At 70.9% G+C, this 14,377-nt stretch carries 14 protein-coding genes; 3 read left to right on the top strand and 11 right to left on the bottom strand.

Annotated elements, in window-relative coordinates; genetic code table 11:
* Positions 1-12: 12 nt before the first annotated feature.
* From LRH25_RS06240 to LRH25_RS06190, 11 genes are read right to left on the bottom strand one after another with little or no spacing between them, the layout of a single operon-like run.
* Positions 13-774 (bottom strand): ABC transporter permease, encoded by a 762-nt coding sequence (locus LRH25_RS06240; protein ID WP_141291459.1) that lies wholly within the window; start codon positions 772-774, stop codon positions 13-15.
* Entirely contained in the window at positions 771-1,700 is a 930-nt protein-coding gene (locus LRH25_RS06235) for an ABC transporter ATP-binding protein (protein ID WP_141291461.1), read from the bottom strand. Before LRH25_RS06235 ends, LRH25_RS06240 begins: the two co-directional genes overlap by 4 nt.
* Positions 1,697-2,191 carry a 3-hydroxyacyl-ACP dehydratase FabZ family protein gene (locus LRH25_RS06230; protein WP_231010502.1) on the bottom strand — a complete coding sequence of 165 codons (495 nt, stop codon included), beginning with the start codon at positions 2,189-2,191 and terminating at the stop codon, positions 1,697-1,699. The genes LRH25_RS06235 and LRH25_RS06230 overlap by 4 nt, the downstream gene beginning before the upstream one ends.
* Entirely contained in the window at positions 2,188-3,444 is a 1,257-nt protein-coding gene (locus LRH25_RS06225; protein WP_231010501.1) for a beta-ketoacyl-[acyl-carrier-protein] synthase family protein, read from the bottom strand. Before LRH25_RS06225 ends, LRH25_RS06230 begins: the two co-directional genes overlap by 4 nt.
* On the bottom strand, positions 3,444-3,737 hold the full coding sequence (locus LRH25_RS06220) for an acyl carrier protein (RefSeq protein ID WP_231010500.1): 294 nt from the start codon (positions 3,735-3,737) through the stop codon (positions 3,444-3,446). The genes LRH25_RS06225 and LRH25_RS06220 overlap by 1 nt, the downstream gene beginning before the upstream one ends.
* 54 nt (positions 3,738-3,791) lie before the next feature.
* Positions 3,792-5,120 (bottom strand): hypothetical protein, encoded by a 1,329-nt coding sequence (locus tag LRH25_RS06215; RefSeq protein ID WP_231010499.1) that lies wholly within the window; start codon positions 5,118-5,120, stop codon positions 3,792-3,794.
* Positions 5,117-5,770, bottom strand: coding sequence for an ABC transporter ATP-binding protein (locus LRH25_RS06210; protein ID WP_141291837.1), 654 nt, complete (start codon positions 5,768-5,770; stop codon positions 5,117-5,119). The genes LRH25_RS06215 and LRH25_RS06210 overlap by 4 nt, the downstream gene beginning before the upstream one ends.
* On the bottom strand, positions 5,764-7,116 hold the full coding sequence (locus LRH25_RS06205) for an FAD-dependent oxidoreductase (RefSeq protein ID WP_231010498.1): 1,353 nt from the start codon (positions 7,114-7,116) through the stop codon (positions 5,764-5,766). The genes LRH25_RS06210 and LRH25_RS06205 overlap by 7 nt, the downstream gene beginning before the upstream one ends.
* On the bottom strand, positions 7,113-8,342 hold the full coding sequence (kynU, locus tag LRH25_RS06200) for a kynureninase (protein ID WP_231010497.1): 1,230 nt from the start codon (positions 8,340-8,342) through the stop codon (positions 7,113-7,115). Before kynU ends, LRH25_RS06205 begins: the two co-directional genes overlap by 4 nt.
* A gap of 58 nt (positions 8,343-8,400) precedes the next feature.
* Entirely contained in the window at positions 8,401-9,369 is a 969-nt protein-coding gene (locus LRH25_RS06195) for a tryptophan 2,3-dioxygenase family protein (RefSeq protein ID WP_231010496.1), read from the bottom strand.
* A complete protein-coding gene (locus LRH25_RS06190) occupies positions 9,359-10,942 on the bottom strand; it encodes an AMP-binding protein (RefSeq protein ID WP_231010495.1) in 1,584 nt (527 codons plus the stop codon). The genes LRH25_RS06195 and LRH25_RS06190 overlap by 11 nt, the downstream gene beginning before the upstream one ends.
* Positions 10,943-11,467: 525 nt before the next feature.
* On the opposite strand from LRH25_RS06190, the gene LRH25_RS32705 reads away from it, so the two are divergent.
* From LRH25_RS32705 to LRH25_RS06180, 3 genes are all read left to right on the top strand, one after another.
* Positions 11,468-11,602, top strand: coding sequence for a hypothetical protein (locus LRH25_RS32705; protein ID WP_259372474.1), 135 nt, complete (start codon positions 11,468-11,470; stop codon positions 11,600-11,602).
* 178 nt (positions 11,603-11,780) lie between these two features.
* Positions 11,781-13,583, top strand: coding sequence for a hypothetical protein (locus LRH25_RS06185; protein WP_231010494.1), 1,803 nt, complete (start codon positions 11,781-11,783; stop codon positions 13,581-13,583).
* Positions 13,538-14,377, top strand: a complete 840-nt coding sequence (locus LRH25_RS06180; RefSeq protein ID WP_141292084.1) for an MbnB/TglH/ChrH family RiPP precursor modification enzyme — start codon at positions 13,538-13,540, stop codon at positions 14,375-14,377. The genes LRH25_RS06185 and LRH25_RS06180 overlap by 46 nt, the downstream gene beginning before the upstream one ends.

Raw genomic sequence — 14,377 nt, 5'->3', positions numbered from 1 at the left:
GGTTGGGGAGGCTCAGGCCTTGAGCTTGTAGCCGGTGTGGAAGGTCCAGGCGACCGTGGCCGTGGCCGCGGCCACGCAGCCCAGTGCCACCGCCAGGCTGGTCCACAGGTGCACATCGCCCTGGCCGTAAAAGCTCCAGCGCAGGCCGCTGATCAGGTAGACCAGCGGGTTGAACAGCGCGAGCTGCTGCCAGGCCGGCGGCAGCATCTCCAGCGCGTAGAAGCTGCCGCCCAGGAAGGTCAGCGGCGTCAGCACCAGCTGCGGCGCCATCTGCAGCTTCTCGAAGCTGTCGGCCCACAGCCCGATCAGGAAGCCCACCAGCCCGAAGGCCAGCACCGCCAGCAGGCTGAAGACCAGCATCCACACGGGGTGCAGGATCTGCAGCGGCACGAAGCAGCGCGCGGTCAGCAGGATCACGCCGCCCACCAGCACCGCCTTGGTCGCCGCCGCACCGACAAAACCCAGCAGGATCTCGTAGGGCGACACCGGCGCCGACAGCAGCTCGTAGACCGTGCCGGTGAAGCGCGGGAAGAAGATGCTGAACGAGCCATGCGACAGGCTTTGCGACATCAGCGCCATCATCAGCAGCCCCGGCACGATGAAGGCGCCGTAGCTCACGCCGGCCACCGTCGGCACCCGCGCGCCGACGATGGCGCCAAAGACGATGAAGTACAGCGTGGTGGTGACCACCGGCGCGATCAGGCTCTGCGTCAGCGTGCGCCGCATGCGCCGCAGTTCATGAAAGTACATGGCCCTCACGGCATGGCGATTCATGCCCCGGTCTCCTCGACCAGGTCGATCACGATGTCTTCCAGCGAGCGCTGCGCCGTCTGCAGGTCCTGTACCGCAATGCCGTACGCGGCCAGGCGCTGCAGCAGCGGGCCGATGCCGGGCCAGCCTTCGCGCGGCGTGCAGTCGCAGCTCAGCTGCATCGCATCGGCCGAGCGCTGAAGCGCCAGGTCGGCCAGGCCCTCGGGCAGTTCGACCAGCGGCTGCTGCAACTGCAGCGTCAGGCGTTTGCCGCCGAGCTCGCGCATCACCTCGGCCGTCGGCCTGACCAGCACCAGTTCGCCGCGCCGCAGCACGCCAATGCGGTCGGCCAGCGCCTGGGCTTCTTCGAGGTAGTGGGTGGTCAGGATGATGGTCACGCCCTGTTCGCGCAGCTGGCGGATGGTGGCCCACATGTCGCGCCGCAAGGACACGTCCACGCCGGCGGTGGGCTCGTCCAGGAACAGCAGCGAGGGTTCGTGGGACAGGGCCTTGGCGATCAGCACCCGGCGCTTCATGCCGCCCGAGAGCGCCTTCATCGGGCTGCGCCGCTGGTCCCACAGCGACAGGCTGCGCAGCACCGCCTCGATGCGGGCCGGGTTCGGCGCATGGCCGAACAGCCCGCGGCTGTAGGCCACGCCGGCCTGCACCGTGGTGAAGGCATCGCTGGGCAGTTCCTGAGGCACCAGGCCGATGCGGGCCCGCGCCTGGCGGGCTTCGCGCACCGTGTCGAATCCCTCGACCTGCACCGTGCCGCCACTGGCGCGCACGATGCCGCAGGCGATGTTGATCAGCGTGCTCTTGCCGGCGCCATTGGGCCCGAGCAGCGCAAACACCTCGCCACGCGGCACGCTGAGGCTGAGGTCCTGCAGCGCGACAAAGCCGCTGTCGTAGACCTTGCGCAAGCCGGCAATCTGAAGCGCCAAGGTCATGACAAACCCAGCTCGGCCGGACCGGCCAGCCCCAGCACAAACGACAACTCGGCCACCCGCTGCCCGTCGACCGCGGCCTGGCCGCTGACCGAGACAAAACCGGCCGTGGCGCGGTCCACCGCCAGCGTGAAGCGCACCTGCTGGCCCGGCAGCACAGCGCGCAGGAACTTGCAGCGCTGGATCATCGCCAGCACGCCCAGCTGCCCACCTCCCGCGGCCTGGGCCTGCGGCTCGCTGGCGCGCAGCGCGGCGCCGGCAATCTGCGCCGCGGCCTCGACCAGGTGCACCGCCGGCACGATGGGCCGGCCCGGAAAATGACCCTGCATCGCCGCCAGCTCGGTGGACCAGCAGGCGCTGCCGGCAAAGCGGCCTTCGCCCAGCACCTCGGCGCTGTGCACAAGCAGCGCATCGCCGCGGTGCGGGATCAGCTGCTCGATCGCGTTGCGGTCCAGCTGCAATGGTGCCGTCACTGACTCAAGCGTGGCACTCATGCGTCAGCCCGCGTGGCAATCAAGGACACATTGCTGCCGCCAAAGGCAAACGAGTTGGACATCACGGCGTCCAGTTGCTGGCCGTGGCGTGCGCTGCCGGGGACCACGTCCAGCGCGCAGCCGGGGTCCTGCTCGCTGAGGTTGGCGGTCGGCGGGATCGAGCCGCTGGCCAGCGCGTGCACGCTGATCGCGAACTCCAGCGCGCCGCCGGCACCGATCAGGTGGCCGTGCATGGACTTGGTGGCGCTGACCGCCAGGTGGCTGGCGTGCGCGCCAAAAGCGTCGTGAATCGCCTGCGACTCGACCAGGTCGCCCAGCGGCGTGGCCGTGCCGTGGGCATTGACGTAGCCCACCGCATCGGCCGGCAAGCCCGCGTCGCGCAGCGCGTCGCGCATGGCGGCAGCCTGGCCTGGCCGCGAGGGCTTGGTGATGTGCTGCGCATCGGTGCTGTTGCCGTAGCCGGCCAGCCGCGCGTGCATGCGGGCGCCACGGCGGCGCGCGAAGTCCTCGGCTTCCAGCACCAGCGCGGCGCTGCCCTCGCCGAGCACAAAGCCCGAGCGCTTCAGGTCGAAGGCCTTGTGGCTGCGGGCCGGGTCCTCAGCATCTGGCGTGGCCAGCACGCGCAGCGCCTGCCAGGCGGCGTAGGAGCCGGGCGACAGCAAGGCCTCGGCACCGATGACGACGATGGCGTCGGCATAACCGTGCGCAATGCAGCGCATGGCCTCGCCCAGCGCCACCGCCGAAGAGGCGCAGGCCACGCTGTAGCTCTGCGTGGGCCCGTGCAGGCCGAGCTCGATGGCCAACCAGGCGCACAGCGCGTTGGGCATCATGCGCGGCACCGTGAACGGGTGCACCAGGATGGGCCCGTTCGGGCCGCGCTGGGCCTTCTTGGCCTCGACGTCGCGCATCGTGGTCTCCAGCGTCAGCAGGCCGCCCATGCCAATGCCGGTGAACACGCCGATGCGCTCGCGCTGCGCGTCATCGGGCGCCAGCCCGGCATTCGCGACGGCCTCGCGGGCAGCGGCCAGGCCCAGCAGCGTGACGCGGTCGTAGCCCGCCTCGGCCGGCGCGATGCGTGCGGCAAAGCCTTCCGGCACCGAGGCGGCAATCGCCGTGGGCGCCGCCGCCAGGATGGGCGCCGGCGCGGCGCGCACGCCGCTCTGCCCAGCCAGCAACGCGGCCATGCTGCTGGCGAAGTCCAGCCCCAGCGGGGTGACCGCGCCCAGCCCGGTGATGGCCACCGCGCGCCGCATCACGAAGCCAGCGGCAGCGGCAGCGGGTCCAGCCCCGGCTGGCCGCGCTGGCGGTGCTGCTCGGCCAGCGCGGCAACCATGTCGTCCAGCGTCATGTCGCGCAGCGCTTCAGTGCGGCCGATGGTCACGCCGTATTGCTCCTCCACCATCCACAGCATCTCGACCAGCGACAGCGAGTCGATGTTCAGCGCGGAGAGCTTGACCGCGCCGTTGGCCAGCTCCTCGCGCGGGACCTGCGCGGTGTTGACCAGGTAGTCGATGGTCAGGGCCTTGATGCTGTCGATGGGGGTCATGGCATTCCTCCGGGCGTGTGGGAAAGGCAAGGTGGGATGGGCAAGCGGCGCCGCTCACAGCAGCGCATACATCAGGCCGCCACTGGCGGCCGCGGCAATCAGGACCTTGGGAATGAACATGCCCTGGTCGCCGCGGTAGTTCAGCGCGGCCAGCAGCAGCAGCGCCAGCAGGCCGGCCGGCAGCAGCCACAGCGCGCGGGCGGCGCCCAGGCTGTAGAGCAGCGCCAGCGCCAGCGGCAGCAGCGCCAGCAGGCCCAGCAGCTGCAGCACCAGCAGGCCGACCTGCATCGTGGCCCGCGGGCTGATGCCCTGGCTGGCATGCAGCGCGGCCATTGGCGCGTGCAGCTGGCGCAGGTCGAAGGCCCGGCCCGCCAGCGCAAACAGCAGCGGCACCAGCAGCATCAGCAGCACGTAATGCACGACCACCGCCTGCACGCCCAGCCGCGGCAGCAGCCAGCACAGCAGCACCGGCAGCCCGGTGGCGGTCAGCAGGCCGAGCTGGCGCAGCATCTGCGCAGGGGCGAGCAGAAAGCGCAGGTCCAGCCGCAGCAGGTTGGCCCGCGGTGCCTGCTGCGCGTCCATGCGCAGCCAGGCCGGTGGCGGCAGCGGGGCGCGCGGCCGGCGCTGGCGAACCGCATCCGGCAGCCACAGCGCCACGGCGCTGGCGGCCAGCAGCAGCAGCGCCAGCCAGCCGCTGCCCAGGCCCAGCGCGACCGCCAGCAGCGCCAGTGCCTGCGTGGCCAGCAGCGGCAGCAGCGCCCGCGAACGCTGCAGCCCCAGCAGCTGGACCAGCGGCAGCTGCGCGGCCAGCACCAGCGTGGCCGCCAGCCGGGCATGGCCGGCCGGGCCGGCCTCGTGGTGCAGCGTGTACTGGGCGGCGAAAAACGGCAGCAGCAGCGGCAGGTCGGCCACCGCCAGCACCGCCAGGTCGACCCGGCGCGTCAGGTGCCTGGGCAGCGGCAGCGTTCGCAGGTAGACCCAGGCCGGGCCGCCGCTCAAGAGGCCTGCCTGCAGCGCGCACCAGCTGGCCGCCAGGCTCAGCATCAGCAGCCAAACGCCCAGCGTGGTGGCCGGCGCGCCGGGCTCGGTCAGGCGCAGCACCGGCGTGCCCAGGATCTCCAGCTGCTGGGCCAGCGGCATCAGCTTGGGCGAGACCATGAACAGCACCAGGATGGCGGCCTGCCAGCGCCGCGTCAGCAGCCGGAAGCCGACGCTGGCGACATGGTGCATGCGCCACCAGAACAGCTTGCGGAACGTGGTCTGCCCACTGGGCGAGGGCGCGGTCGAACGCTTGCCCGAAGGCAGGCGGGCAGGCTGCGGCTCGGCGGGGCGCTCGGCCCGAGCCATCTGCGTGGGCGCCGGCATGGACTCGGTCGGCTTCACGCTGGCACCGCCTCCAGGTCCGCCAGCTCGACGGTGCGCACGCCCAGCAGCTGCTGTTGCTGCGTGTCGTGGCAGGTGAGCACGACCAGGCCGCGGCTGCGGCGCTGGTCCAGGCAGTCCTTGAAGACGGCCAGCGAGCGGGTGTCCAGGCCGTTGGTCGGCTCGTCCATGATCAGCACCGGCGCGTCGCTGGCCAGTGCCGAGGCCAGCAGGAACTTGCGCGCGGTGCCCAGCGACATCGCGCCGAAGCGGGTGTCCAGATGCGGCGTGATCTGGAAGCGCGCCACCAGATCGTCGCTCGCGGCCGGGCTGCTGCCGTGCACCGAAGCGGCAAAGGCCAGCCATTCGCGGCCGGTCAGGAAAGGGTAGATCGGGCAGCCGTCCGGCACGAAGGCCAGCTGGCGCGCAGCCTGTTCGCGCGAGCGAGCCAGGTCCAGGCCTTGCAGCAGCACCTGGCCGGCATCGGGCAGCGCGGCACCCGCGAGCATGGTCAGCAGCGTGGTCTTGCCGGCGCCGTTGGGCGCGCGCACGCAGACCAGCTCGGGCTGGGCCCAGGCAAAGCTCAGGCTGCGGAAGATCACGCGGGCGCCCAGCTGCTTGCCGAGCTGGTTGACCTGCAGCAGCGGCGCCGTGGCAGCGGTGTTCAGCATGCGGGCTCCGCCATCAGCGAAGAAAACGCAGCCTGGTAGGCGGCCACTTCGCGCTCGGCCTGGGCCGCGGCGGGCGGCTCGCCGCTGGCCGTCTGCAAGCGCGCGAGCAGCGCTTCCTGGAGTGTCTTCATGCGCAAGACCTTGGCGTAAGGCATGCGATCAAAGGTGATCGCGGAATAGCTGGGCAGGAACACGCCGGGAAAGCGCGTGGCCAGCCAGGCTTCCAACTGCTTCTGGCGAGCATAGGCGGGGGTGCGCGTCTCGACCATCATTTCCTGCAGGTTGCGGGTGGACATCTGGCCCAGCGCCTGCGCGTCCTCGCGGCGCTGCTGGTAGAAGGCCTGGAAGGCGGGCGCAAAGCCGCTGGCCTGGTCCAGGCAGTCCAGCAGCAGCTCGCAGTCTTCCAGCGCGCAGTTCATGCCCTGGCCGAGGAAGGGCGTGACTGCATGCGCGGCGTCGCCCACCAGCAGCACCGGCCCGTCGCACCAGGGCCCCCCTTCGATGGTGCTGATGCGGCCCAGCGGGCGGCTGCGCAGCGCCTGGGCTTCGCCGGCGGGCAGCTGCAGGTCCGGGAACAGCGTGGCAAAACGCTGCTGCAGCGCCGCCGCGTCCAGGCCGAACCAGGCAGCCTCGGCGGCGCGCGGCAGGAACAGCGTGCCGTCCAGCTCGCCGGCCTGGCGGCCGGGCAGGCCGATCAGCATCACCTCGTCGCGCGGCCAGATGTGCAGCCCGTCCTGCCCGGCCGGACGCGGCGCCACGCGCAGCCGCACCTCCTTGTAGGCCTGCTCGAAGTCGACCCGCTGGAAGGCCACGCCGCGCTGGCGTTCCAGCGTGGCGCGGGTGCGCGAGTCGGCGCCGTCGGCACCGAGCAGCGCGTCGAAGGTGGCGGGCTGCGCAAGGTTGTCGAAACGCACCTGGACCTGGCCGTCTTCGCCATGCGCCCAGTCCCGCAAGCCCTGGCCGAAGCGCAGCGTGACCAGCGGCTCGCGCCGCGCCGCATCGGCCAGCAGCTCGTACAGCTCGGCCCGCTGCACCGCCAGGATGCGGCCCTGGCCGGTCGGGTCGTAGGCCGAGAAGGCGAGTTCGCCGGAGGCCTGGTGGATGACCCGGCCGAGCATGCGCCGGCCGATCTCGCTGGCCCGGGCTTCCAGCCCCAGGCTGCCCAGCGCATGCAGGCCGCGGTGCGACAGCGCCAGCGCGATCGAGCGGCGTTTGGCGTCTTCCGTCAGGCCCAGTTCGGAAGCCTCGCGCCGCTCGTGCAGCTGGACCGCGATGCCGCGGCGGGCCAGCGCCACCGCGAGGTAGAGGCCGGCCAGGCCGGCGCCGGCAATGCAGACGCGTTTCACAGCAGTTGCTCCAGGGCTTGGGCCAGCGCGCGAACGTCGTCGGCGTCGTTGTAGAGCGGGCAGAACGAGACCCGCAGGATGTTGGCGCCACGCGCGTCGCAGACCACGCCGTGGCGCAGCAGCGCGTGTTCCATCGCCACCGCCTGGCCCGGCAGGTCCAGCGACAGCTGGGAGCCCCGGCGCGCCGGATCGGCGGGGGTCAGGATGCGCAGCGGCGGGCGGTCCAGCGCCTCGATGCTGTCGCGCGCCAGCGCGGTCAGCGCCAGGCTGCGGGCGCGCCAGGTGCTGGCCGGGAAACGGTCGAACAGTTCGAGCGATGCGGCCAGCGCCGCCGCTGCCAGCACCGGCGGATTGCTCAGCTGCCAGGCGCCGGCGCCTGGCTCCCGCTCGCGCGGCTGCTGGCCCCAGGCAAAGCGCGAGCCGGCGGCCTGGCCCCACCAGCCTTCGAGGCGCTGCAGCTGCGCATCGTCATGGAAGCGGCGGTGCACGAAAGCACCGCCCAGGCCGCCCGGCCCGCCATTGAGGTACTTGTAGCCACACCAGACGGCAAAGTCCACGCCGTCTTCGCTGAGCGCCAGCGGCAGGTTGCCAATCGCATGCGCCAGATCGAAGCCGACGCGGGCCCCGGCGGCCTGCGCGGCGCGGGCCACGCGGCCAATGTCCACCACTTCGCCGGTGGTGTAGTCCACCGCGTCCAGCCAGACCAGCGCCACGCGCTCGCCGTGGCGGTGCAGCTCGCGCAGCACCGCGTCCGTCATCGACACGCCTTCGGTGGCCTGCGCCTCGACCAGGCAGGCCGCGGGGTCCAGCCCGTGCAGCCGGCATTGCGACTCCAGCGCCAGCCGGTCCGAAGGAAAGGCATGGCGGCCCAGCAGCACGCGCGAGCGTGCGCCCTGGGGCCGGAAAAAGCTCAGCAGCAGCAGGTGCAGGTTGACGCTGAGGCTGTTCATCGCCACCACCTCGTCGACCGAGGCGCCGACCAGCCGTGCCAGCGGCGCGCGCAGCGGCTCGCTGGCCTGGGCCCAGGGCGTGTCGCCACGGTCTGCACCTTCGAAATGGCCGCGCACGCCCAGCGTGGCCCAGCGGTGCATCTCGTGCGCCACGCGCTCGGCCGCGGCGCGTGGCGCCAGGCCCAGCGAATGGCCGCAGAGGTAGCTCAGCGACTGACCGTCTGCGGCCAGCGGGCGGCAGAAGGCGTCGTGGGCCAGGGCGGGCTGCAACGTCACTGGACTGCCCTCCGCACTGCGTGCTCCGGTTTCGCCCTTGGGGGCGGCCCAGCGGGTCTCATGCAGGCACCTGGATGCCTGGCCGGGCGGCCCATTGGCGCAGCGTGCGCAGTGCCGAATGCGGCTGTGCGGCGGCATTGGCGCTGAGGTAGCGGTGGCCGCTGCTGCCGCCAGTGCCGGGCAGCTCGTCCAGCAGTTCACGCACCTGCTCGGCATGCTGGAGGCGCCAGCGGTGCAGCAGCTGTTCGAGCTGGCACAGGCGGTCCAGCGCGTCGTCGATCAGCCGCTCGCGCGGCTGGCTGCGCGAGCGCGCCAGCAGCGCTGCCAGCGCGGCCGCGCGGGGCAGCCGGGCAAAGGCCGCGGGCAGCGCGAGTGCCGGCCAGCCCTGCGCCGCTTCGCGTTCCGTCAGCGCCTGGGCCCATTGCGCGTGGCAGGCCTTGGCGGCCGGCGTGGCCTGCTGGCGCTGCCATTCGGCGGCCAGGCCGCGTGCCAGCTGGTCGTGCAGCGTGGGCTGGCGGCAGGTGGCCAGCACCTGCGTGCTTTCGGCCGGCGTCATCATCGTGCAGGCCTGCGGCGCGCGGGCTTCGTCCAGCGTGCCCAGCGTGGCTTCCATCAGCACGAACTGCAGGCTCTGGCTGCCCGAGGCGCTGCCCAGCAGCGGGCGCATGGCCAGGAACTGCAGCGGGTCCAGCGTGGCCAGCAGGCCCAGCTGCTGATTCAGCAGCGCCTGGATCTCGGCCATGCGGTGCAGCTTGGGCAGTGCGTCGGTAAAAAAGCCGGGGGCTTGCGCATCGGCCTGCAGCACCGCGGCGGCTTCGACCAGCCACTGGCGGAACCACAGCTCGTGGGCCTGGTGCAGCACGATGAAGAAGTGCTCGTCGTGGATGGGCTGCGCGGTGTCCGCGCTCAGCGGCGCCTGCGCGCCCAGCACCTGGTCCAGCCGCAGGTAGCCGGCATAACGCAGGCCGGCATGCAGCCCGGCCTGCGCTGCGCCACCCCTGCCCAGCGGGCAGGCCTCAGCAGTCATACGAGAACTCGGTCAGCGACTGCTGGCGCAGCTGCTGGCGCTGCACCTTGCCGGCCACGTTGCGCGGCAGCTCGGCAATGAACTCGACCTCGTCCAGGTGCTTGTGCGGGAAGTCGGGCCAGCGCTGGCGGGTGTGCTCGATCAGCGTGGCGACCAGCGCTTCGGAGACGGGTGTGTTCGGCGTGGTGACCACAAAGGCCTTCAGCCCGATCACGCCGGCCGGCGTGCGGCTGCCGACGACCGCGACCTCCAGCACCGCGTCCAGCTTCATCAGCGCGTCTTCCACCTCGTAGGGCGAGACCCATTCGCCGCAGCCCTTCTTGACCATGTCGTCGGCCCGGCCAACGTAGGTGTAGGCGCCGTCGCGGCAGGTGAACAGATCGCTGCTGATGTGCCATTCGCCGTCGAAGCTGGCGGCCGAGCGCTCCGGGTCGTTCAGGTAGCCGCTGGCCACGCTGGGGCCGGCAATGCACATGCGGCCCGAGGTACCTTCGCTGACGGGCTGGCCATCGTCGCCGATCAGCTTGACGCGGAACTCGGACAGGCAGCGCCCGCAGCTGTCCTCGCGGATGTCGCCCACCGAGTTCGACAGGAAGATGTGGCCGACCTCGGTCGAGCCGAAGCCGTCGATCAAAGGTGCGGCCAGCCGCGCGCGCCAGGCCTGCAGCACAGAGGGCGGCAGCGGCTCGCCGGCCGAGGTGGCAATGCGAACGCTGTCCAGCAGCGCCTCGGCGCCCGGGCTCTTCAGCAGCTCGGCGAGGATGCGCGGCGTGGCCAGGAAGACCGAAGGCCGGTGGCGCTCGATCTGCTCGGCGACCATGGCCGCGGTCGAGCGCAGCGGAAAGACCACCGCCGCCGCACCGGCCACGCCGGCAAACAGCAGCGAGCCGCCGAGCGCATAGCCGAAGGTCAGCTTGGGCACGGCGACGATGAGGTCGTTTTCGTCCATCGCCAGGATGTCGTCGCCAAAAGCCCGCGTGCAGTGCAGGATGTCGCGGTGGCGGCGCGGAATCGCCTTGGGCTTGCCGGTGGTGCCGGAGCTGAACAGCACGTAGGCCAGCGCGTCGGCCGCGGTTTCGGCAATGGGGAAGACGCTGGGCTCGCCAGCGGCGGCGCGTTCCAGCTCGCCGCGCTCGCCGGCGCCGTCGCCGCACTGCAGCACCTGCACGCCTGCTTCGCCGACGGCCTGCGCCTTGGCGCCAATGCCCTGGTGCATCACCGCGAAGCAGGCCCCGGCATGCTGGGCCATGTAGACCAGGTCGGCCGGCGGCAGCAGCGGGTTGGCCAGCACGGCGACCGCGCCCAGCGCCAGGATGGCGTAGAAGCTGCTGACGAAGGCCGGGCTGTCCGGCACCACCAGCAGCACCCGGTCGCCGGGCTGCACGCCGTGGCGCTGCAGCAGGTTGGCGCTGCGGGCCATGGCCTGCTGCAGGTCGTCGTAGCTGAGCCGGCTGTCGTGGAACAGCAGCGCCGGCCGCGCGCCGCGGCCTTCGCGCACGTGGCGTTGCACCAGGCAGTCCGCCAGATTGATCTGCGGCTGCGCCAGCAGCTCGGTCCAGTCGATGTGGTTCATTTTTCTCGCCCTGGTTTGTGGGGTTTTGGAAAACCCTTTTCGGGATCTCCTGCGCGCCGATTGCACACCGCGCGAATCCGGCTCGATATCCCACGTTGAAGGGGGTTGGTTATTCTCGGAATGGAAATATCCGATATCCGGCCAGGGTGTATCTGTAACGCCTTGAAAGCAGCACTTTCGAATATCTTTCGGCCCTGGTATATGCGCGCTGACGCGTGCGGCGCGCCATCGCGCGCACACCCCTAGCGCAGCAGCGCAAACGCTGCGTTAGGCGAGCATTAGGCGAAGCTGAGGAATGTGCATGGATGTAAGCAGCGTGCCCGGCTGTGCGGCAGTGAAACTGCAGATACAAATAGATTCAGATCGGTTTCCTGGTGTTACGCGGGTTTGGTTTTCAGTCGATCGCCATTGTTTTGAATAACCCCCCATGTCAGGGGATGTCGGAAACAGGGCGATGGCATGTAAAAACCCGCCACCCAGGCATGTCCATGCCGGGGTTTTTCTTAACACTCAAGGAGAGAAACTATGAGCATCGAAACCACCGTGATCTCGGCCGCTGACGTCGCGCTGCTGCAAGAAGTCGACGCGTTCGAAATCGTCGACACCCAGAGCGTCGACGCCGTGGCTGCCCAAGCCGTCGGCTGCCTGAGCTGCTCGTGAGCTGTTGACGGACGCGGCCCGGGCGGTTTCGCCTGAGCCCCGTCCAGGCACCTTGGTGCGGCATGTCAACAGCGTGCCGGGTCGGGGTGCCCCTGTTCCGAGGTCCGAGCTTGCGGTTTGCTCGGCGAGTTCCTTGACGCTGCACCGGCGAGTGCTTCGCGTGCAGCGGGAGCCGTGCATGGCACTGACCACCCTGATCCAAGGCATCAACGACGCGGTCGACCGGCACCTGTCGCCGGCCGACGTGGTGCACGCGGTGCGGCCCATCGTCGGCAGCGCGATGCTGGACGAGCGCTTCGTGCTCGAATGCGCCGAAGCCACCACCGACAAGGCCGCCCGCTGCCTGCTCGAAGGCGCGCCCTACGAGCCGCTGCACATCGAGCACGGGCGCTGCTGGCGCATGGCCTTGTTCCTGTGGGACCCGGGTTTCACCAATGCGCCGCACCAGCACAACACCTGGAGCGTCAGCGGCGTGATGCACAACCGGCTGGACGTGGCGCTCTACCAGCGCGACGCCGCCAGCCAAACGCTGAACCCGACCCAGCGCTTCGTGGCCGCTCGCGGCCAGACCGGCTTCCTGGTGCCGCCCTGCATCCATGCGCTGGGCAATCCCGACACCACGGCGCCCAGCGTCACGCTGCATGTCTTCAACGATTCCGAGGACAGGGCGCAGCGTGCCAACGACACGCTGTGGTTCGACGATGAAGTCAACCCGCTGGACTTCTACCGCGACCCGGCCCGGCCCTCGCGGCGCAACCTGCAGACGGTGCTGGTGCTGCTGAAGGCGCTGGCCCGGCCCGCGCCGGCCGGGCTGCTGGCGCGCATCTTCGAGCTGGGCGATGCGCGCATCCGGCTGGAGGCCTACAAGCAGCTGGTGCGCGCCGACCTGGCCACCGCGCTGGCCTGCGGCGACCGGCTGGCCGCCTCGCTGGGCCCGCAGGACCGCAGCCGCTTCATGCAGCTGCACCAGCGCCTGCTGGCCGCCCACGCCGCCACCGCCCCCGTGGCCGACAGCGCGCGCGCCGAGCCCAGCGACGAGCAGGCCGAATACCTGCTGCAGCAGGCCGTGGCCCGGCTGGTCTGCAACAGCGGGCTGCTGGCGCGCTGCGTCAGCGAGGGCGCAGCCGTCACCTTCGACGATCTGCCAGCCAAGGCGCTGGCGCTGCTGGCCCCCACGGTGCAGCGCAACAGCCGGCGCCTGAAGATCCTCGCCAGCATCCTGGACCAGCGGCTGATGGACCAGGTGCTGCGCGCGCTGCCGCTGAGCGCTGCGCTGCTGTCGCCCGAGCAGGCCCGCCAGCTGTGGCGCCGCTTCAAGGACGCGCAGGTTGACACCACCACGCCTGCAGTGGCCGAAGCCTGCCGGGCCTTCTGCGCTGCCTGCGTGGCCGAGCCCGGCCCGGCGCTGGCAGAGGGTGACCCGGTGCTGGACGTGATGCGCTACGAAGAGGCCTTGCTGCGCATCAGCGACCGCGCGGCGCGCCACGGCAAGTCGGCGCCGGTGTCCCCGCCTTACCTGGGCCCGGCCCTGGTCACCAACAGCGAGACCCTGCATTTCAAGCGCGCCATCTCGCCGCTGGTCCGCACGCTGCGCGCTGCCGTGCAGCAGCCCGCCGAGATGCGCGAGCCCGCGCTGGCCGCCTGGCGCGACCAGGCGGCGGCGCCCGCGCAGGACGAGTTGCTGCTGTTCTATGAAGCCTGGCAGGACACCCAGGTGCGGGTGCTGCGCATCACCGCGCGCACCCTGCTGCTGCTGTCGGCCTGCGATGGCCGGCGTTCGCTGGCCGACCTGCCGGACCACCTGCGCAGCCAGGGCTACGCGCTGTCCACCCCGCAGGCGCTGGCCGCCACGCTGGACAGGCTCGCCGAGGCCGGCGTGATCGCGCCCCTGGTGTTGTCCACCCCTTCCGTCTCCCCTCCCGAACAGGACCCGGCATGCCCAAGCGTGACTGCAATCCCCACTGCCTCGGCGTCGGACTGAACCACCGCCACGAGATCGAGGCCGAGATCATCGACCGGCTCGACGAGCTGGACCTGCTGGAGGTCATCTCCGACAACATCCTGCAGGACGAGCAGGTCGGCGAGCCGCTGCGCCGGCTGATGCGCGACAAGCCGCTGGTGCTGCACGGCGTCAGCACCTCGCTGGGCACCGCCGCGCCGCTGGACCCGGACCACCTGGCCGCGACGCTGCAGGCGGTCGAGCGCTGGCAGCCGCTCTGGTTCAGCGACCACATCGCGTTTTCGCGCGTGGGCGAGCTGGACGTGGGCCACCTGATGCCGGTGCGCCGCAGCCTGGCCAACCAGCAGCGCATCGCCGCCAAGATCCGCCAGATCCAGCAGGCCAGCGCCACGCCTTTCCTGGTCGAGAACATCACCTACTACTTCGAGCATGGCGACGAGGAGATGGACGAGCTGAGCTTCGTCAACGGCATCCTGCAGCAGGCCGACTGCGGGCTGCTGCTGGACGTCAACAACCTGCACATCAACGCTCAGAACCACCGCTTCGACCCGTATGAATACCTGGCCGGGCTGGACCTCGGCCGCGTGGTGGAGCTGCACCTGGCCGGCGGCTTCGTGCGCGACGAGCTGCTGATCGACAGCCACGGCCACCGCATCGGCGAGCCGGTCTGGGAGCTGCTGCGCCACGTCTGCGAACGCGCCCAGCCGCGCGCCATCATCATCGAGCGCGACATCAACTTCGACCTGGCCGACATCTTCGACAGCGTGGCCCGGGCCCGCGAGATCCTGCTGCAAACCGAGGCGCTGGCCGCCTGA

It is taken from the genome of Ideonella azotifigens (assembly GCF_021043325.1).
Classification (GTDB): domain Bacteria; phylum Pseudomonadota; class Gammaproteobacteria; order Burkholderiales; family Burkholderiaceae_C; genus Ideonella; species Ideonella azotifigens.
Note: the sequence above shows the minus strand (reverse complement) of the source record. Positions and strands in the feature narration are given on the sequence as shown.

What these genes read in the sequence shown, in the direction of transcription:
- LRH25_RS06240 (WP_141291459.1), bottom strand. Translation starts at nt 774, where the DNA reads ATGAATCGCCATGCCGTGAGGGCCATGTACTTTCATGAACTGCGGCGC.
- LRH25_RS06235 (WP_141291461.1), bottom strand. Translation starts at nt 1,700, where the DNA reads ATGACCTTGGCGCTTCAGATTGCCGGCTTGCGCAAGGTCTACGACAGC.
- LRH25_RS06230 (WP_231010502.1), bottom strand. Translation starts at nt 2,191, where the DNA reads ATGAGTGCCACGCTTGAGTCAGTGACGGCACCATTGCAGCTGGACCGC.
- LRH25_RS06225 (WP_231010501.1), bottom strand. Translation starts at nt 3,444, where the DNA reads ATGCGGCGCGCGGTGGCCATCACCGGGCTGGGCGCGGTCACCCCGCTG.
- LRH25_RS06220 (WP_231010500.1), bottom strand. Translation starts at nt 3,737, where the DNA reads ATGACCCCCATCGACAGCATCAAGGCCCTGACCATCGACTACCTGGTC.
- LRH25_RS06210 (WP_141291837.1), bottom strand. Translation starts at nt 5,770, where the DNA reads ATGCTGAACACCGCTGCCACGGCGCCGCTGCTGCAGGTCAACCAGCTC.
- LRH25_RS06195 (WP_231010496.1), bottom strand. Translation starts at nt 9,369, where the DNA reads ATGACTGCTGAGGCCTGCCCGCTGGGCAGGGGTGGCGCAGCGCAGGCC.
- LRH25_RS06190 (WP_231010495.1), bottom strand. Translation starts at nt 10,942, where the DNA reads ATGAACCACATCGACTGGACCGAGCTGCTGGCGCAGCCGCAGATCAAT.
- LRH25_RS32705 (WP_259372474.1), top strand. Translation starts at nt 11,468, where the DNA reads ATGAGCATCGAAACCACCGTGATCTCGGCCGCTGACGTCGCGCTGCTG.
- LRH25_RS06185 (WP_231010494.1), top strand. Translation starts at nt 11,781, where the DNA reads ATGGCACTGACCACCCTGATCCAAGGCATCAACGACGCGGTCGACCGG.
- LRH25_RS06180 (WP_141292084.1), top strand. Translation starts at nt 13,538, where the DNA reads ATGCCCAAGCGTGACTGCAATCCCCACTGCCTCGGCGTCGGACTGAAC.